Raw genomic sequence first — 17,818 nt, 5'->3', positions numbered from 1 at the left:
ATTTAGCCCTCCCCGTCCACCGAGATGGTGCCCGCGTCGGTGTCGATGATCACTGTGGTCCCATCAGCCGGCTCGTCGCCGTCGAACTCCACGCCCATAAGGCAAGGGATCTGGAAGTCCCTGCTGATGATGGCTAAGTGGCTCTCGATGTCGCCCGACCGGCACAGGATTCCGGCTAGATCGGCCTCAATGGGAGCCAAAAACGTGGCCCCCGCGTCTTTCACCAGCGCCACCGTCTCAGAGGCGACATCATCACCGGCGTCGAGCACCGCGATCACGTCGTCCGGCGTGTCGAATCGCATCAGCCGGCCCTGGCCGGAGATGCCCGAGAAAACCGGGCTGCCCCGGCCCACAATTTCGCCCATCAAAACTCGATGACCTGGCGCACAACCTCGCCGTTGCGCACTGCCTCGAGGGCCGGATTGATCTCGTCAATGGTGATGCGCCGGGTAATCATGCGCTCCAAGTCGAGCTTGCCGGTCTTCCACAGCCGCAGCAGTCGGTGGAAGTCGCTGCGCGCATCGGTGCCGCCGTAGTAGGAACCCACCAGGGTCTTCTCGTTGTAGAAGAGCTCGAAGGCGCTGAAGGAGACCATCTCCTCCATGCGGCCCACGCCCACGATGCAGCAGGTGCCGCCTCGACGGGTCATGTCGTAAGCGGTGCGCATGAGGGCGGGCACGCCGACGCACTCCAGGGCGTAGTCGAATCCGTCGCCGCCAGTGATCTCGTTTTTGGCCCCCTCCAGGTCTTCGGGCAGCACCGCGTGGGTGGCCCCGAAGGAGATGGCCTCGTCAAGCTTGGCCGGGTTCTTGTCCACCGCCACGATCTCGGCCGCCCCGGCGATCCTGGCGCCCTGAATGGCGGCCACGCCGACCCCTCCGGCGCCGATCACCAGCGCGGAGGAGCCCGGGCTGATCTTGGCCGTGTTCAAGGCGGCCCCGGCCCCGGTCATCACCCCGCAGCCGATGAGTGAGGCCACGTCCAAGGGGATGTCGTCATCGATCTTCACCACTCCTTGGCGGGGCATGAGCATCTTCTCGGCGAACGTGCCCGCTCCGGCCATGCCGCCGATCTCCTGGCCGCCCTGGGTGAACTTCATCCGGGCCATCTCGCCGAATGTGATGTTGACGCACAGGTTGGGCTGGTGGCGACCCGTGCAATAGAGGCACTCCCCGCAGGGCGGCGACCACATCACGATCACGTGGTCGCCAGGGGCGAGGTCGTCCACATTGGAACCCACCTCCTCGATGATCCCCGCGCCCTCGTGGCCGAGCACCGCCGGGGCAGCTTGGGGAATGGTCCCGTTCATGGCCGACACATCGGAGTGGCATACGCCGGTGTGAGTGATCTTGATGGCTACATCATCGGGGCCCAGATCCAGCATCTCGACGTCGTCGCATACGTCGAGATTGACCTCGCCCACTTCTCGCATAATCGCCGCAAGCATTGAAGGATCGTAGGCCGAGCCTGGCTTCCACGACACACCTTGCTGCCAAACCGATGGCTAGTGTCATCAGCCATGCCCCAAACCATTCCGCTGGATCTTGAGGAGCTGAACCGGCAAGTGGAGTTCTGGGACATCCTGGTCTCGGAGAACTCCAAGAAGCGCACCGGCCTGACGTCGGGACTGATCCCGGTGCGGGAGTACACCGGCTATTCGGGCATGGAGGCCTGGCTTCGCTGGCCCGACATTTTGGCCCGGTGCGATGAGGTGCTCGATGCCTCCGAGCTCGGGGCCAAGATGCGGGGGCCGGGAACCCAGACCACCAACGCCCACCCCTTCGCCCTCGTGTGCATCCCATTCGGCGGCTGGCGGGCCCTTGAGGAGCTGTCGGCCATGGGGCTCACCACCCAGGTGGACGACGTGGAGGACAGGGTGCGCTTCCTCATGGACTACTGGATCCGCTGGGTGGAGCCGTGGCGGGGCGACGGCTTCCGCTCGTGCTGGGATGCGGCCGACACGCTGCGGACTTGCGACCCCGAGATCATAAGCACCCTCTATGAGGCCGCCTGGCCGGTAGACGGTGACGGCGGCAACCGCACGGCGCGACGGTTTGTGGCCGGACTCCAGCAGTACCTGTTCCTGCTGTACTTGGACACTCGGCTGGGCACCGGCGACACCGGCCCGTACCCGCTGCCCAACGGCCGCCACATGATCGTGCGGGAATTCTCCTCGCTGGCCCAGAGCTGGATCCCCTGGAGCCACGTGGCCGCCGACGTGCCCTATCAGAACCTGGTGGTGGGCCTGGTGTTCCGACCCGGCATCCACAACCGGGTGAACGATCTGTCCACCACGTTCTCGGTTCCGGCCGACAACCTGGCCTGGCTGGAGGCCATGTCGGTGTTCGAGCCCCGCCCCGGAGGGGAGCTGGCGCCGGTGGACCGGGAGGAAATGCCCGAGATCCTGGCCACGGTCAAGAAAGCGCAGGCCGATGCCTACCGGCTGATGAACACGTGGACGTTCGAGGAAAAGGTCCGCAACGGCACCCATGTCTACTTCCGGGGTCTGATGTGGCCGTTCACCAACATGCTGGGCATCGACCACGAGTTCGATTGGTCCCTCCCCCACCCCCACACCGCCGAGACGGTGTGGCCCATCTTCGCCGGCGGCCTGCCCGAACAGGAGGACGCCGAGGAAGTGCCGTTCCCGATGTTCCCCCGCTTGAAAGGCTCCTGATAGTGAAGATCGACATGCCGCTCTCTGCTGATCTGGCGGGGGTCCGGGATCAGGCCGAGGCCTACCAGGCCATGGGAGTCGACGGGGTGTTCACGTTCGAGGGCCAGCGCGACGTGTTCTTCCCGCTGCTGGCCGCGGCCGAGCACACCGGCCTCGACCTCTACACCAACGTGGCCATCGCCCTGCCCCGCAGCCCGATGCACCTGGCCTACCAGTCGTTCGACCTGCACCGGTTGTCGGACGGGAAGTTCGCCTTGGGCCTGGGATCGCAGATCAAGCCCCACATCACCAAGCGCTACAGCGCGGTGTGGGACCGGCCGGTGGCTCAGATGCGAGAGCTGATGGCAGCCACCAAGGCCATTTTCGCCCGGTGGCAGGATGGCGATCCCCTCGACTTCAAGGGCGACTACTACACCTTCACGCTCTCCACCCCGATATTCGAGCCCGAGCCGCTGGAGTGGGGGACGCCCCCCATTTGGGCTGGGGCGCTGGGCCCGAAGATGACCAAGATGGTGGCCGAGACCGCCGACGGCATCTTGATCCACCCGTTCTGCTCCGAGCTCTTCCTGCGCTCTAAGACGCTTCCCGCGGTGACGGCGGGCCTGGCCGCCGCCGGACGCAGCCGGGACGAGTTCACCTTCGGCGTGGGGGTAATCGTCGGGTTGTATGGAGATGACGCCGATGAGTCGGAGGCTTGGCGGGTAGAACAGCTCTGCCGCTCCAACCTGGGGTTCTACGGCTCCACCCCCGCTTACCGGGTAGTGCTCGAGGCCCACGGCTGGGGCGAGCTCCAAGACGAGCTGAACCGCCTCACCAAACAGGGCCGCTGGGGCGACATCGGCGACGTGTGGGACGACGAAATGGTCCACACCCTCAGCGTCCAAGGCACCCCCACCGAAGCCGCCAAGGAGATCAAGTCCCGCTTCGGCGGCCTAGCCGACCGCATCCACCTCTCCCTCCACGGCGCCCCCCAACCCCTAGTCGCCGAACTCTTCGCCGCCCTCAAGGGCTGAGGGTCAATTTCGTTTTCGTTTCTTGCGTTTGTGGCTAGACTGGTTTCATGGCCATCGCGACCACTTCAAGACCCGACGGCGCATCAGACGCAACGGCGTATTCAGACTTTGCTGAGGCCGTCTCCAAGAAGCTGCTCGCGGGGGCCTCGCTGCGACTCGGCGTCAAAGACTCAGAGTGCGAGGTGGCCGGAGAGATCGCGCTAGCCATCGTGGACCTTCTCAGGATGGGTCCAGGCGCTCACGCTATAGAGCTTCAGGCCCTCCCTCCCGTGTTGACCACTGGTCAAGCCGCCGACCTCCTCGATGTCACCCGGCCCACAGTGGTCAAACTCGTAGACGAGGGGAAGCTGCCCGCCACCCGAGTCGGAACTCACCGACGCATCTCAACTCCAGATCTGCTCGCCTACCGCGAAAGCTGTCGGCACCAGCGCTCAGAACAAATCAGCGAGATCATCCGTACATCGCAAGAACTTGGCCTCTATGACTGAGCGCCGTTGAGACGCCCCCGCATCTTCCTCGACGCCAACATCCTCGTAGACGCTCAAATCCGAGACATCTTCTTCACTATCGCCGAAGCCAGGCTCATCGACCTTCGCTGGAGCGACGAAGTTCTGAACGAGACTCGCAACGTGCTCACCAACCAAAGGGGAATCGAGCCCTCCCGAGTCGACTACCTCATCTCCACGATCAACGCGGCATTCCCCAAATCGAACGTGGCTGCCGCCAAGATCACCCTTCTACCTGTCGCTCTCCCTGACGCGGACGACCTTCATGTCCTCTACGCCGCAGTCAATGCCGACTGCGACCTACTCGTTACCAACAACCTTCGCGATTTCCCTGACGGAGCAGTTGCTCCATTCGGGCTATCAGCACTCAATGCCGATTCAGCAATTGCGATGCTCGTCCAGGACTTCTCCGAGCGAATGCCAGCCATCATCAGTCGCCTGCTATCTGAACTGCGCAACCCCCCGATCAGCGTTCAAGAGTTCCTAGACCGCCTAAAACAGCGAACTCCAACCGCTGCCCAAGCTCTCAGCGCCGCCCTCAAGGGCTGAGGGTCAGCGGCCAGCTCTCTCGCCAGCGCGTGCAGTGGCGATCAGCCCGGCGGCTGGATGTGGGCCTCTACTCGGTTGGCGGGCTCGTCGATCCAGCCTTTGGAGTTGGCGTAGGCCAGCATGCCGTCGAACTGGGCCTCCCACTCGGCGTCGGCGGCGTCGCCGGCCAACTCCCGCACGAAGGCGATGTCGATCCACAGGTGGTTGTCCCGCTCTGAGGCGGCGGCCCGGCCATCGAAAGCGGTCACTGCGGCGGTCACATCGCCGTCCATTGCCACATGGAACTCACGGAAGTTGCCCGGATCCTCGAGGGTGATGGTGTCGGCGATGGCGATGAACATGGGCTCAGCTTTGCGCTTGGTGGGGGCGGGTGTCGATCCGGGCGCTGAAGGGGAGCGACACCAGCGCGGTGATTATCACCATGCCCATGAGCAGGTCGATGGCCTCCGATGCGGAGGCCGCGGTGGTGGCGAAGGTGAGCCCGAGGGCCACGCCGATGGTGGTGGCCACCCGCTGGGAAGTGAAGTTGATTCCCGAGGCCAAGGAGTGCTGGTCGGGAGGCACGTCCACCACTGCGGCAGCCATCAAAGAGGGGAACACCATGCCGGTGGCCACCCCGATCACGGTCATGCCCGCCACGAACACCGCCGCGTTGGGCTCATCGCCCAACAACACCCACAGCATGATGGTGCCGCCCACATAGATCGCCGTGCCGGGAAGGATGAACATGCGATGGCCGGTGCGGTGCGCCACCCGCCCGATGAGAACGCCGACCACCCCGGCGAACAATGCCAGCGGCGCCACCGCGAAGCCGCCCTCAATGGGGGTCCACCCCCAGGATCGAATGACGATCACGGTGAAGCCGAAGAACATGCCGAACCACGACGACGCGAAGACCAGCATGGCCAGGTTGCTCCGGCGGACATTGGGGAAGCGGAACAGCCGCAGCTCCACCAGCGGGTTGGCATGGTGCCACGTCCGCAGCACGAACAGCCCGAACACCACCAGGCCGGCGACGATGCTGCCCACCACCTTCCAGTCCAGCCACCCCCACGGATCGCTTTGCACAATGCCCAGGGTGACCAGGGCGGTGGCCCCGGCCACCATCACTCCTCCGAGGGGATCGGGCAAGGCCTTGGTCTCGCCGCTGCGGGACTCCCGGTACACCAGCGGCACCACTATCAGAACAACGAGGCAGAACGGAAGGTTCAGCCAGAACATCCACTCCCACCCAAACCACTCAATGGCCAAGCCCCCCACCGGAGGGCCGACAGCCGAAGATGTGCCGCCCGCCACCGCCCAGATGCCAACGGCCAACGGCAGCCGGTTGGCGGGGATCGTGGCCAACAGCAGCGCCACCGCGGCCGTGTTGATGATCGAGGAGGCCACCGCCAGCACCGCCCGAGCCCCGATCAGCACCGCCACTGAGGGGGCCAGCCCGCCCAGCACCGATCCGGCCAAGAACAGAAGCGTCCCAACCAGCAGCATCCGCCGGCGGCCCAGCCGGTCGGCCAGCACGCCGGCGGGCACCAGGGTGGCCGCCCCCACGATGGTGAAGATGTTGGTCACCCACGACAGTGTGGGGTCGGAGGTGCCGGGAAACGCCTCGCCGAGGGCCGGGTAGCCCACCGTCATGATCGACAGGCCGATGCCGGTGAGGGAGGCCGCGATCACCAGCGTGGTCAGGCCGATCGCCGGATGCCCGGTGACCGGTTGGGGCACCGCCGCTGCGGTCACCTAGCGTTTGCGTTCAGGAAGTTCGGCGATGATTTCCTGGGCACGAACGGCCACGCTAGACGAGGAGCCGACGAGATGAGCAGCAACGAAGAAGGCGGCACGGTCACCGAGGTCCTCGGCGGCGACATCCTGGTGGCCCAAGACGGTGGCGTGCGCACCCTCACGTTGAACCGGCCCGACGCCCACAACGCCATCACTCCCGACCAGCGGAACTTTTTGGCCGACGAGTTTGCCCGCATCAGCGAAGACCTGTCGGTTCGGGCGGTGGTCTTCACCGCCAACGGCAAGGGGTTCTGCACCGGAGCCGACCTGCGGGTGGCCCGGCCTGAACGAGTGCAGCCTCCGGGCGCTCCCGACCGGGCCATCATGGAGGTGGCTCGGGGCATCAAGGTCGGGGCCCAGAAGCTGATATCGGCCATCTTGGACTGTGAGAAGCCGGTGATCGCCGCGGTCAACGGCACCGCCGCTGGCATGGGGGTACACATGGCGGTGGCCTGCGATCTGGTGATCGCCGCCGAGGGGGTGCGATTCATCGAGGTGTTCGTGCGCCGGGGCCTGGTGCCCGATGCCGGTGGCGTGTACTTGCTGCCTCGCCTGATCGGCCCCCAGAAGGCCAAGGAGCTGATGTTCTTCGGCGACGACGTGAGCGCAGCCGATGCGGCGGCCATGGGCCTGATCAACCGGGTGGTGCCTCCCGACGAGCTGATGTCCACCGCCCAGGCCTGGGCCGAGCGGCTGGCCGCCCAGCCAACCAAGAGCCTGACCATGAGCAAGCTGCTGGTGAACCGCAGCTTCGAGACCAGCCGCCAGACCATGTTCGAGATGGAGTCTTGGGCCCAAGAGGTGCTCATGGCCGGCGAGGACGCCGACGAGGGGGTCAACGCCTTCAAGGAGCGGCGGGACCCGAACTGGAAGGGCTGGTAGCTACCCCGCTCCGGCCAAACCGCGCCCGATAGCAGCCAGTTGGCGACTGCCGCCGCCTAAGGTGTTCTCCAGCTGCTTGACCCATAGGAAGTAGCGGTGGACGGGATAGTCGATGTCGGCACCCATGCCCCCGTGCAGGTGCTGGGTGGCGTGCACCACCCGCTGGCCCGCGTCGGCCGACCACCATTTGGCCACCGCAGCGGCATCGGCGATCTCGGCCGCTGAGCGACTCTCGTCGATGAGCCACGCAGCCTGGAGCAGAGTGACCCGCATGCAGTCGTTGTCGATGTAGCAGTCTGCCGCCCTCATGGCCACTCCCTGGTTGGTGGACAGGGGGCGTCCGAACTGCTCGCGCTCAGACGTGTAGGCCGCAGCCATTGCCGTGGCCTCCTCGCAGCAGCCCAGCACCACCGCGGCCACCGCCACCTGGGCCCGTACCAGGGTCCACTCCGCAATCGAACGACCGTCGGCACCCTCCAGCCTTGCATCATCTCCGACGACCACCGATCGCATCGTCAGCTCGCCGTGAAACTCTCGGTTGGTGGTCTCGCTCAGCTCTACTTCCACGCCCGCGGCGTCGAGGCCCACCACGAAAACCGCCAGATCTCCGCCCTCGCCGCCACCGATTACTCGAGCGGGCAATACCACGGCGTCGGCCACGCCAGCGGCGGGAACTGCCGGCTTAGACCCGGTCAGCTCCCAGCTCCCATCGTCGCGGCGGGCTGCGGTCACCGACGGGGAAAGCGCATCGTCAGCTCCCCACTCGGAAAACGCCCCAGTGAGGACCGCCTCTCCAGAAGCCACCGCCCTCAGCCAGCGGTCCCGCAGCGCAGGGGTACCGAACTCGGAAATCGGCATGGCCCCCAGTACCAGCGTGGGCCACAGCGGCACCGGCGCCACTCGGCGGCCTTGCTCTCTGAGCACCAACGCGGTCTCGATCATGCCGAGACCCAGCCCGCCGTGTTCCTCGCCAATGGCCACCCCCAGAAGATCGGAGGCGGCCAATGCAGCCCAGAGCTCCCTATCGAATCGATCAGAGGTGCGTTCCACCTCGGTCACCCGGTCGGCTCCTGCCGAACCGGAGAACACCTGCTCGGCCAGCGCGGCCACCGCCTCCTGCGACTCGTTGAAATCAAAGTTCACGGGGAACCACTCCCCTGCGAATCTCCTAGCAACGAGTTCACCGCCGACCGCCCCGAGTCATTTTCAGCCCGGTCCAGGCCACGATCTCCCGCTGGACTTCGTTTACCCCGCCGCCGAAGGTGTTGATTTGGGCGGTGCGAGCCGCAGCCTCCACCCGGCCAGCCAGCAATGCACCTGGGCTTCCCTCTCGGAGATGGGCACCCGCTCCCAGTACTCCCAATAGCAAGTGATAGATGTCGCTCACCGCCTCGGTGCCATACACCTTCACCGCCGACGCCGACGCCGGGGTCAACGAATCGGCGGCCACCGCGGCGGCCATCTGCCAGTTGAGCAGCTTCATGGCCTCCAACTTGGCGTGGCACCGGGCCAGGTCCATCTGCACCCACCCCTGGTCCAGCACCGTGGTCCCGGCCCCTTCGGCAGTCGGCGTGGCGGCTGCCCAATCCACCACTTCGTCGTAAAGCTGGAACGACAACGCCCCCACCGCAGCCAGCCCCACCCGCTCGTGGTTGAGCTGGCTGGTGATGAGCTTCCACCCCTCGTTCTCGGCTCCCACCAGGTTGGCAACCGGCACCCGCACTTCGTCGTAGTAGGTGGCCGTGGTGGTGGCGTTGCCCACGGTGACGATCGGGGTATGGGAAAAACCGGGGCTGTCGGTGGGCACGATGATGATGGAGATGCCCTTGTGGTTGGGGGCATCGGGGTTGGTCCGGCAGGCCAGCCAAATGTAATCGGCTTCGTTGGCCCCCGAGGTGAATATCTTCTGGCCGCTGATCACCCATTCATCGCCGTCTCGCACCGCCCGAGTGGTAAGCGACGCCAAGTCGGTGCCCGCCCCCGGCTCGCTGTAGCCGATGGCGAACTGGATCTCGCCGGCCAAAATGCCCGGCAGATAGGCCGCCTTATGCTCTTCGGAGCCGTGGGCCATCAGTGTGGGCCCCACAGTGTTGAGGGTGACGAACGGCATCGGGCAGCCCGACCGCTGGGCCTCGTCGAAGAAGATGAACTGGTCGATGACCGACCGCCCCTGGCCGCCATAGGCCTTGGGCCAGCCGATGCCCAGCATGCCGTCCCGCCCCAGTTGGCGGAAGATCTCCAGCCGGACCGGGCTGGTCTCGTGGGCCCCCATGAGCGCCTCGCGGACCTCATCGGTCATCAGGTCTGCGAAGTACGCTCCCAGCTCAGAGCTGAGGGCGCGCTGGTCGTCTGTGTAGTCGAGATGCACCGAGCCGCGACGCTAGCAACGTCGGCGGTGCCGTACCGTTTTGGAAGGGGTTAGACGCAGCGAATCAGAGAGCGTCGGCGCCCTGCTCCCCGGTGCGGATGCGGGTCAGGCCCTCCACCGAGGAAGTCCAGATTTTGCCGTCGCCGATCTTGCCGGTGCGGGCCGCGCCGGCAATGGCCTCGGTGGCCGCGGCCAGCGAGGAATCATCTACCACCACCTCGATACGCGACTTCGGAGTGAACGACACCTTGTACTCGGTGCCCCGGTAGGTCTCGGTGTGACCGCCCTGGCGACCAAAGCCCTGAGCTTCACTCACCGTCATGCCCTGGACACCGACCTCGGCCAGCGCCTCCTTGATGTCTTCGACCTGATGCGGCTTAACCACCGCGGTGATGAGCTTCATTGATGCCGTCCTTTCTGGTCGCCGATGAGGACGCTATCAGGTCAATACAAACTAGGCAACAACTGGGAAAAACCCGAAAATTTTCTAGATATTGTGCTTTATGAGTCAGTACATTAGTACAATGTCGGCGTGCGGATCTGGATAGACGAGAGCTCGCGAATCCCGCCCTATGAGCAGCTTCGGGCCCAGCTCCGGTTGATGGTGTCGTCGGGGCGGCTCAAGCCCCGTGAGCGGCTGCCGCCCATCCGGTCGCTGGCCACAGAACTGGGCTTGGCCCCGGGAACGGTGGCTCGGGCCTATCGAGAACTGGAATGGGAGGGAATCATGGAGGGCCGAGGCCGGGCAGGCACATTCGTGGTCGACGAGCCCCCGGTGGCGTTCTCGGTGGTGGAACGACAACTGGCCGACGCCGCCGAAGCCTTTGCCGCCGAAGCCGATCGTCTGGGTGTGGGCCAACAAGCGGCCTTGTCAGCCTTGGAGACCACCTTTGCCTCCCGTTCCGACCCCGATCTGGATTCCGGCTAACGCCCCCTCGATCAGGGTTGGCTCAGCCCAGCACCACCGAGGGGTCGGGCACCAGGTCGCGGGCCAGCCACTGGAACATCCGCCAGCCGTTGTCCTCCGAGAACAGCGAGGCCTCGACTTCTTTGGCCGCCTCCTCGCTGATGGCCTTGGCGTCAGGGGCCTTCACGTGCACCTCGGCCACCCGCTCGGCCGCCACGAACCACCCCACCGCCTCGCCCGGTGACCGCCCTCCGGTGAGCAGCCCGTGGTTGCGGAGAATGCATACCCGGCTGGAACCCATGGCCTGGGCGATGGCCTCGCCGCCATCGACATCGTTCACCTCGAGATTGTCCCCGTCGTAGAGCGATTGGTCGAACACGAAGGCACACGACTCCTGGCTGATGGGCCGAAACGGCTCGACGTTGGCCGACCATGGGGTGCCGTAGGGAGTGTGGGTGTGGGCTGCCGACGCCAGATCGGGGCGGGCATTCAGAATCGGCCAATGGATGTAGTAGGCCGCGAAGTTCACCCCTTGATCCAGAGGTCCGGCCACGCCCTGCCCGTCGGGGCCCACCAGGGTGAGGTTGTCGATGGTGGCATCACCAAAGCGGATCCCGTAGCCCAGCACCCAGAAGTGGTCGGTGAGGATCGGGTCGCGGGCGGTGATGTGGCCGTCGCCGGTCTGCCCCCAGCGCATGGCGGCAAAAATGCGATAGCCGATAGCCGCCTCCCACTTGCGCAAAAGGCGCAGCTCCTCAAGATCGGTGACCACAGGAGGGGCGGCGTCATAGGTGACGTCCGGATACCGGTCCAGCGCCAGTGCCATGGCCAGATGATACTGGCGGAATGAGCAGATGAATACCCCTTGGACTGACTAGAACTGTGGCATGGCCCAACTGAACTTGAGTGCCGATGAGGTGCTCACCACCACCCGAGCGGTGCGCCGGCGGCTGGACACCTCCCGACCGGTGGCACCGGAACTGATCAACGAGTGCCTGGAGATCGCGGTGCAGGCCCCCACCGGGTCGAACCGACAGAACTGGCGGTTCATGGTGGTGACCGAGCCCGACCTCATCGCCGCCCTCGCCGACCTGTACCGCCGAGCCAGCGAGGTGGCCGGCGATTACCTGGGGGTGCTCCCCCGCCTCGAGCCCTCCGAACCCACCCAGCTAGAGGCCACCAACGAGAAGATGTACGCCTCGGCCGGCCACTTGTCCGCCCATCTTCACGAGGTGCCGGGCATGCTGATCCCGTGTCTGGTGGGACGGGTTTGGGACCATCCGCCGGTAACGGTTGCCTCCCATGTGGGCTCGGTCATCCAAGCGGCGTGGTCGTTCATGCTGGCCGCCCGGGAGCGGGGAATCGGCACAGTGTGGACCACCATCCACCTCTGCTACGAGCAAGAGGCGGCCGATCTTCTGGGCATCCCCTACGACGAGGTGATGCAGCTGGCCCTCATCCCCTTCGCCCACACCATCGGCACCGACTTCCGCCCCGCCCGCCGCGAGCCCCTCGAGCTCGTCACCCGCTGGAACCGCTGGTAGAGCGGATTCATCAGCCTCCTAGGATCCCATCATGGACACGGCAAAGGCCTTGGACTACGTCCGAGAAAACACCAACGCGGTTTTGGCCACCGCAAGGGCGGATGGCACCCCCCAGATGTCGCCCGTCACCCTGGCAGTGGTGGACGACACGGTGGTGATGAGCACACGGGAAACGGCCTACAAGACCAAGAACCTGCGGCGCGACCCCCGAGGCTGGCTGTGCGTGTTCCCCCGCAACTTCTTCGGCGACTGGGTGCAGATCGAGTGCCAGGCCGAGATCATCTCCGGCCCGGACGCGTTGGAACCGCTCGTCGACTACTACCGAACCCTGCGAGGCGAGCACCCCGACTGGGACGAATACCGCCAAGCCATGATCACCGACCAGCGCTGCCTAGTGAAGTTCCACATCCAAAGCGCCGGCCCCGACCGCTCCGGGTAGCAACCCAGATACGAGCCCACCTACCAATCGCCCGGGGAGATCCAGCCATTTGGTGGCCGTAATGGGTACTCACCACCGCCACTCGTTGGGCGCAGCACGACATCTGGAAGAGGATGATCCCGTAGATGACGGCGGCGCACGCGAAGATATCTTGACGCTACGGTCGTGAAAGCCTCTCGGGTAAGGCCGCGGGCCGGAGGTGCGACTACCACTACCTGGACCCCGTAGGATCGCACGGCACCAACTGCTGGGAGCAGATCGGTGTCGCCGGTCACGAGAAGCTGGACGTCGGCCCTCTGGTCTTCCGGCTTTGCAGCTTCCATCACCATTTCGACGGCGAGATTCACGTCGGTCTGCTTCTCTGTTTGAAATCCGACATCTGCTCCGCAGCCTGTGCACTCACGCACCTTCTCCTCGTACGATCCCCGCCGGATCTCGAGACGTGCGCAGTGCTGCTCCAATGCCTGGAGATAGATGTCTTGTCGTCGAGCTGCCTGCTTGTTAGCGACCAGGCTCGTGCAGTAGACGACTCGAGTGACATCCAGGGACTTGCCAAGCGATCCACCAGCGTCAGCGGCTAACGAGTCGACCATGCCCTCGATATCGAGCCAGCGAAACTTCAGGAACCCCTCGTCTCGAAGACCGTGATATAGGTTCAAGCCATCGACGAAGGCCGCTGTTCGTACACCCACGCTCGTCAACCCCTCAGAAGTACCAAATGGAATATTGCTAGCAAACCAGCACAACCTCGCCGTATGATGACATCTAGAGCTGTCTTAGCGGGTGACCGCTAAGAACGAGAACTGCCCTCCACATCGGTGGAGGGCAGTTCTGCTTTCTAGAAATTGCGGCGATCGACTCCGCCCAAGACCTCCCGAAGAGAGGTTGCGAGACTCTCTGGATACGGCCGCGTTATGAGCAGACCAGCAGCATAGAAATAACAGAGGCCCCTCCATGGAGGGGCCTCGAATCCTGAACGACGAAGCGATCAGGGGGTTATGCCCCCAGCATAGGCGCCAATCGGTTGCAAGCCACCGGAATTCGGGCTGTCCATCATCGAGCCGTGGGTGGCAGCAACGCCAGAGGCGCTAGAACCGCTGATCGAGTACCACGCCGAGCTGCTTCTCGCTTCAATGAAGGGGGGCTCATTGGCCCCCCGAACTCGTCAGCTTCTCGGCCATCGCACGCCGCCGAATGTCACTTCAATGAAGGGGGGGTTCTATAACCCCCCGAACATGCCCAACGTAAACCACCACCAACCCTCATCTGCGAGCTTCAATGAAGGGGGGGTTCTATAACCCCCCGAACCGACTCGCACGGCATGTACATCGCGCCCTTCTTGTGGCTTCAATGAAGGGGGGGTTCTATAACCCCCCGAACCATACGCGAAGGCGGCGTCGGCCCGGCGAAGCACCAGCTTCAATGAAGGGGGGGTTCTATAACCCCCCGAACCGGCCATAGTGACGGCGCTGCGGGCGCACGCGGTGGCGCTTCAATGAAGGGGGGGTTCTATAACCCCCCGAACGTCGCCCCGCCATCCCATCTCGGCGCAGACGAAGCCGTGCTTCAATGAAGGGGGGGTTCTATAACCCCCCGAACGAAGTTCTCCAAGGCCAGCCCGCTGGCGTCGGAGGAGCTTCAATGAAGGGGGGGTTCTATAACCCCCCGAACCCGCGACGCTGTGGCGGTGCTTATGTGGGTTGCGCCGCTTCAATGAAGGGGGGGTTCTATAACCCCCCGAACGCGCTCAGCGACACCCTCCAGCGCCAGCAGCAGCGCGCTTCAATGAAGGGGGGGTTCTATAACCCCCCGAACCAAGTCCGCCCAGAAGGCGGCACAAGTGGCTGACAGGCTTCAATGAAGGGGGGGTTCTATAACCCCCCGAACGGGGAAGTCCTCGGTGAGTTCATGAACTGGCTCTCAGCTTCAATGAAGGGGGGGTTCTATAACCCCCCGAACGAAACTGCCGAAGCGCCATCCAATGTGGCTGGCCCAGCTTCAATGAAGGGGGGGTTCTATAACCCCCCGAACGCCGCACCTTTTGTTGACCGCTCCGGCGTCGTCGGGGCTTCAATGAAGGGGGGGTTCTATAACCCCCCGAACCCGTTCGACCCGACCATCGGGGCCATGCTCACCGGCGACGCTTCAATGAAGGGGGGGTTCTATAACCCCCCGAACCATCAGCACCGGCGAATGGACCACCTGACATGACCTCCGGCTTCAATGAAGGGGGGGTTCTATAACCCCCCGAACCCCTCCGGTCCGGTAGACTCCCCGGCGGAACCCGGGCTTCAATGAAGGGGGGGTTCTATAACCCCCCGAACCGGACGGCGCATCGGCTCGCCGATCACCTCCGCGGCGCTTCAATGAAGGGGGGGTTCTATAACCCCCCGAACCCGAAGTGTTCCGGCGGGTAGCGCTCAACGCCATCTTGCTTCAATGAAGGGGGGGTTCTATAACCCCCCGAACGCCCTAATTGATGCTCGAAGAATCCCCAAGTTTGCCCGCTTCAATGAAGGGGGGGTTCTATAACCCCCCGAACGCCCAACTACTTCGGCCGGGCGGCCTCGTTCCTGGGGCTTCAATGAAGGGGGGGTTCTATAACCCCCCGAACTGAGCGCATCAGATCGACCAATCCCGGCGCGTGTTTGCTTCAATGAAGGGGGGGTTCTATAACCCCCCGAACAAGCGACTAGGCGACCTTGATGAAGTGGGCCATTGCCGCTTCAATGAAGGGGGGGTTCTATAACCCCCCGAACGACGTTGGTGCCAACGTCAGCCTCAACACCAAACTCGCTTCAATGAAGGGGGGGTTCTATAACCCCCCGAACCCATCAGCCCGGTTCGTATGGCGTGCTGTGGGACTTGCTTCAATGAAGGGGGGGTTCTATAACCCCCCGAACTAGCGTGCTAAAGCAATACCGGGGAGCGAATTACAACGCTTCAATGAAGGGGGGGTTCTATAACCCCCCGAACCTCATGGATGATGACGACTTCGAAGTTTTTATTCACGCTTCAATGAAGGGGGGGTTCTATAACCCCCCGAACCGCTCGCTCTAAACGTCTGCAGTGACCTGCTGGTATGCGGACGATTGCGAGCGGTTATGGTTAGGAAGCATTTTCTGGGTCATATTCAGTTGTCAAAGAACGCCATAATCCTTGGATTCATGCGGTTTCGAGCGCTGCCGGGTATTTCACAGCCCACCTCAGCGCTCGCATCACAGAATGACGGGGCCGCTGGTCGGCAGAGGGATGGATACTCCCATGAACTGGAAGCAGTCTCTACCCCTCTGGCTCGGATCACCGATGTCGATCATAGCAATGGAGTCTTCAGCATGATGGATGATCTCTCCTAGTTCGGTCTTCATGGCGATCAGCTCCATGGCATCAAGGTCGCAGATGAACACGCTGTACTGCATCGACCAGCCGTAGCCCACCATCGTCTTGTGAACTTTCCGAAGGCGCTTGGGATCGCGGATGTCATACGCCACCAAGAATCTCTTGCGTCCTTGTGCCATGGGCTACCTCGTCATGAACGGCACGTACTCGGGAATCTCGCCAAGCAGATACGCGCCCAGCATTCGCGCTTGGACTTCCAGGACGCGCCGGTAGGTGATCTTGTAGCCATAAACTGGATGGGTCACTTCTTGATCAAGACGGCGTTCATAAGCCGCAATGAATGACCGGCGGCCTTGCTGAGTCAATGCAACACCTTGAGCTCTTACTATGAATCCGTTCTCCTGGATCTCGCCATTGTTGATTACGTTGATCACAACTGAGTCGGCAATGAGGGGGCGGAACTCCTCAGCGAGGTCAAGAGCCAGCGCTGGGCGTCCAAATCTCGGCTTGTGGAAGACACCCAAGTAGGGATCAAACCCTACAGCCAGCGCGACGGCAGTCAGATCTTTTGTCAGCAAAGAGTACCCATAGGAGAGCAGGCAATTGATGGGATCTCTAGGAGGTCTTCTATTTCGTCCTTGGAAGTCAAAGATGCCCAACGTGTCGTCTTTCAACATCGCCGAAAACTGTGAGAAATAGAGCCGGGCTGCGACACCTTCCACACCTAGCAGCGATTCAACGGTGTCTACCTCAGCAGTCTGGTCGGCAGTCGCCTTCAACTGCTCCAAGATTGGCTTGACTTCACTTCGAGAGTTCCGTCGCAGCAGTGTCCTTGAGTTGCGGATCTTCCCTTCGATCATCTTTTGGGCTATCGGCAATCCCGCCTGCGCCGCAATGGCAACTTGACGCCTCCGAAGGTCAACGTGCTTGGACGGCAGCCCATGGGCGATGCCCTGGAACCACCCGCCGTAGGAAAACCAGCAGACTGGAACCTGCTGGTCGAACATCGCTCGCATCGCCTGGGAGCTGATCTGCACATTTCCGTAAATGGAAACTTGGGAGACATCAATCAGCCTGACCTCTTGGAGAACCTCCTTCTGCTGAGAAACCGTGACCCTCCCCTTCCTGACTCCAATCCTGGTTCCCTGTTCTGTCACATAGAGGGGCCGGGCCGCGGAATCCCTGGGTGTCAAGCGCCGGGGCGGAACATCCGACCGGTCAGCCAGGAGGTTCGTTTCGTCAGGCAAGCAGATACCCACGAGAGAGCATCGAGGGCATTTGGGGCTGTCAACGAGTGGAGGCGGCGGATCAGGAGAGCCAGCAACCTCCTTCAAGTCTCTCAGCACGTTCAGGGTCTGCCGCACCAGCTTCTCGTCGAAGGGCACCTTGACGCGCTCACGAGGCTCGGCAAAGAAGATCTGCCCCTCTGAGCAGTCATACCCGTTGTCCTGAAGTATGAGGCCGATGGCGCAGATTTGCACAAGCTCAGGAGACCACGCCGGGCCATGCTTTGGCGGCCGTCCGCGCTTCACCTCAACCGGGGTGACCTTGTTCCCCTTGCCCTCGATGATGTCCGCTTTGGCGATTATCCCCAGGTCTTCAGAACTGATGGTGACTGACTTCGCCTTGCGCACGGGGCTGTCTTCATCGGGGTCGTCAATGCGCCCCCCACCAGCATCCACGTTTCGATGGACATAGCGGCCTTCGACGGTGTAGGGGTTGTCTTCGAAGCGAGACTGGACCCACTCCAAGTAGAACAGCCGCGGACAGTACTCGAACTCGTTGACCATTCTGGCCGGAACGAGGTCAGGCACG

The 17,818-nt window shown here is 63.4% G+C and carries 19 protein-coding genes and 1 CRISPR repeat array; of the genes, 8 read left to right on the top strand and 11 right to left on the bottom strand.

Features of this window, described 5'->3' with window-relative positions:
- Positions 1-2: 2 nt before the first annotated feature.
- Both ACOGI7_RS00805 and ACOGI7_RS00800 read right to left on the bottom strand, forming a co-directional pair.
- Positions 3-365, bottom strand: coding sequence for a PEP-utilizing enzyme (locus tag ACOGI7_RS00805; protein ID WP_419850032.1), 363 nt, complete (start codon positions 363-365; stop codon positions 3-5).
- The gene (locus tag ACOGI7_RS00800; protein ID WP_419850031.1) at positions 365-1,447 is read right to left on the bottom strand and encodes a Zn-dependent alcohol dehydrogenase; all 1,083 of its coding nucleotides are present in this window, start codon (positions 1,445-1,447) and stop codon (positions 365-367) included. The genes ACOGI7_RS00805 and ACOGI7_RS00800 overlap by 1 nt, the downstream gene beginning before the upstream one ends.
- A gap of 72 nt (positions 1,448-1,519) precedes the next feature.
- On the opposite strand from ACOGI7_RS00800, the gene ACOGI7_RS00795 reads away from it, so the two are divergent.
- From ACOGI7_RS00795 to ACOGI7_RS00780, 4 genes are read left to right on the top strand one after another with little or no spacing between them, the layout of a single operon-like run.
- Complete coding sequence (locus ACOGI7_RS00795) at positions 1,520-2,677, top strand: hypothetical protein (protein WP_419850030.1); 1,158 nt, start codon at positions 1,520-1,522, stop codon at positions 2,675-2,677.
- 2 nt (positions 2,678-2,679) lie between these two features.
- A complete protein-coding gene (locus tag ACOGI7_RS00790) occupies positions 2,680-3,690 on the top strand; it encodes a TIGR03617 family F420-dependent LLM class oxidoreductase (protein WP_419850029.1) in 1,011 nt (336 codons plus the stop codon).
- Positions 3,691-3,737: 47 nt separating this feature from the next.
- A complete protein-coding gene (locus tag ACOGI7_RS00785; protein WP_419850028.1) occupies positions 3,738-4,178 on the top strand; it encodes a helix-turn-helix domain-containing protein in 441 nt (146 codons plus the stop codon).
- A 6-nt stretch (positions 4,179-4,184) separates the two neighbouring features.
- Positions 4,185-4,745 carry a PIN domain-containing protein gene (locus tag ACOGI7_RS00780; protein WP_419850027.1) on the top strand — a complete coding sequence of 187 codons (561 nt, stop codon included), beginning with the start codon at positions 4,185-4,187 and terminating at the stop codon, positions 4,743-4,745.
- Positions 4,746-4,786: 41 nt separating this feature from the next.
- Here ACOGI7_RS00780 and ACOGI7_RS00775 read toward each other — a convergent pair whose 3' ends face one another.
- Both ACOGI7_RS00775 and ACOGI7_RS00770 read right to left on the bottom strand, forming a co-directional pair.
- Positions 4,787-5,086, bottom strand: coding sequence for a hypothetical protein (locus ACOGI7_RS00775; RefSeq protein ID WP_419850026.1), 300 nt, complete (start codon positions 5,084-5,086; stop codon positions 4,787-4,789).
- Positions 5,087-5,090: 4 nt separating this feature from the next.
- Complete coding sequence (locus tag ACOGI7_RS00770) at positions 5,091-6,482, bottom strand: MFS transporter (protein ID WP_419850025.1); 1,392 nt, start codon at positions 6,480-6,482, stop codon at positions 5,091-5,093.
- 75 nt (positions 6,483-6,557) lie between these two features.
- Between ACOGI7_RS00770 and ACOGI7_RS00765 the strand changes: the two genes are divergently transcribed.
- Complete coding sequence (locus ACOGI7_RS00765; protein ID WP_419850024.1) at positions 6,558-7,406, top strand: enoyl-CoA hydratase/isomerase family protein; 849 nt, start codon at positions 6,558-6,560, stop codon at positions 7,404-7,406.
- Here the strand turns inward: ACOGI7_RS00765 and ACOGI7_RS00760 are convergent, their stop codons facing one another.
- The 3 genes from ACOGI7_RS00760 to ACOGI7_RS00750 all read right to left on the bottom strand — a co-directional run bounded on the left by ACOGI7_RS00760 (position 7,407) and on the right by ACOGI7_RS00750 (position 10,177).
- Positions 7,407-8,549, bottom strand: coding sequence for an acyl-CoA dehydrogenase family protein (locus tag ACOGI7_RS00760; RefSeq protein ID WP_419850023.1), 1,143 nt, complete (start codon positions 8,547-8,549; stop codon positions 7,407-7,409).
- Between the two features lie 37 nt (positions 8,550-8,586).
- On the bottom strand, positions 8,587-9,774 hold the full coding sequence (locus tag ACOGI7_RS00755) for an acyl-CoA dehydrogenase family protein (RefSeq protein WP_419850022.1): 1,188 nt from the start codon (positions 9,772-9,774) through the stop codon (positions 8,587-8,589).
- Between the two features lie 64 nt (positions 9,775-9,838).
- The gene (locus tag ACOGI7_RS00750) at positions 9,839-10,177 is read right to left on the bottom strand and encodes a P-II family nitrogen regulator (RefSeq protein WP_419850021.1); all 339 of its coding nucleotides are present in this window, start codon (positions 10,175-10,177) and stop codon (positions 9,839-9,841) included.
- Positions 10,178-10,306: 129 nt separating this feature from the next.
- Between ACOGI7_RS00750 and ACOGI7_RS00745 the strand changes: the two genes are divergently transcribed.
- Positions 10,307-10,702, top strand: a complete 396-nt coding sequence (locus ACOGI7_RS00745; protein WP_419850020.1) for a GntR family transcriptional regulator — start codon at positions 10,307-10,309, stop codon at positions 10,700-10,702.
- Between the two features lie 22 nt (positions 10,703-10,724).
- On the opposite strand, the gene ACOGI7_RS00740 is transcribed toward ACOGI7_RS00745, so the two are convergent.
- On the bottom strand, positions 10,725-11,507 hold the full coding sequence (locus ACOGI7_RS00740; RefSeq protein WP_419850019.1) for a class II aldolase/adducin family protein: 783 nt from the start codon (positions 11,505-11,507) through the stop codon (positions 10,725-10,727).
- A gap of 61 nt (positions 11,508-11,568) precedes the next feature.
- Here ACOGI7_RS00740 and ACOGI7_RS00735 point away from each other — a divergent pair, with 61 nt between their 5' ends.
- Both ACOGI7_RS00735 and ACOGI7_RS00730 read left to right on the top strand, forming a co-directional pair.
- Entirely contained in the window at positions 11,569-12,225 is a 657-nt protein-coding gene (locus ACOGI7_RS00735) for a nitroreductase family protein (protein WP_419850018.1), read from the top strand.
- Positions 12,226-12,256: 31 nt separating this feature from the next.
- Positions 12,257-12,664 (top strand): PPOX class F420-dependent oxidoreductase, encoded by a 408-nt coding sequence (locus tag ACOGI7_RS00730; RefSeq protein ID WP_419850017.1) that lies wholly within the window; start codon positions 12,257-12,259, stop codon positions 12,662-12,664.
- Between the two features lie 20 nt (positions 12,665-12,684).
- On the opposite strand, the gene ACOGI7_RS00725 is transcribed toward ACOGI7_RS00730, so the two are convergent.
- The 3 genes from ACOGI7_RS00725 to cas1 form a co-directional block, all read right to left on the bottom strand.
- Positions 12,685-13,356, bottom strand: coding sequence for an NYN domain-containing protein (locus ACOGI7_RS00725; protein ID WP_419850016.1), 672 nt, complete (start codon positions 13,354-13,356; stop codon positions 12,685-12,687).
- A gap of 507 nt (positions 13,357-13,863) precedes the next feature.
- A CRISPR array of direct repeats spans positions 13,864-15,712; the repeat unit is 36 nt; unit sequence GCTTCAATGAAGGGGGGGTTCTATAACCCCCCGAAC.
- A 170-nt stretch (positions 15,713-15,882) separates the two neighbouring features.
- Positions 15,883-16,182, bottom strand: a complete 300-nt coding sequence (gene cas2, locus ACOGI7_RS00720) for a CRISPR-associated endonuclease Cas2 (protein ID WP_419850015.1) — start codon at positions 16,180-16,182, stop codon at positions 15,883-15,885.
- Positions 16,183-16,185: 3 nt separating this feature from the next.
- Positions 16,186-17,817: a CRISPR-associated endonuclease Cas1 gene (gene cas1, locus ACOGI7_RS00715; RefSeq protein ID WP_419850014.1), complete on the bottom strand. Its 1,632-nt coding sequence runs from the start codon at positions 17,815-17,817 to the stop codon at positions 16,186-16,188.
- Position 17,818: the final 1 nt, after the last annotated feature.

Origin of the sequence: Candidatus Poriferisocius sp., from assembly GCF_965204145.1 — a bacterium.
Classification (GTDB): domain Bacteria; phylum Actinomycetota; class Acidimicrobiia; order Acidimicrobiales; family Bin134; genus Poriferisocius.
Note: the sequence above shows the minus strand (reverse complement) of the source record. Positions and strands in the feature narration are given on the sequence as shown.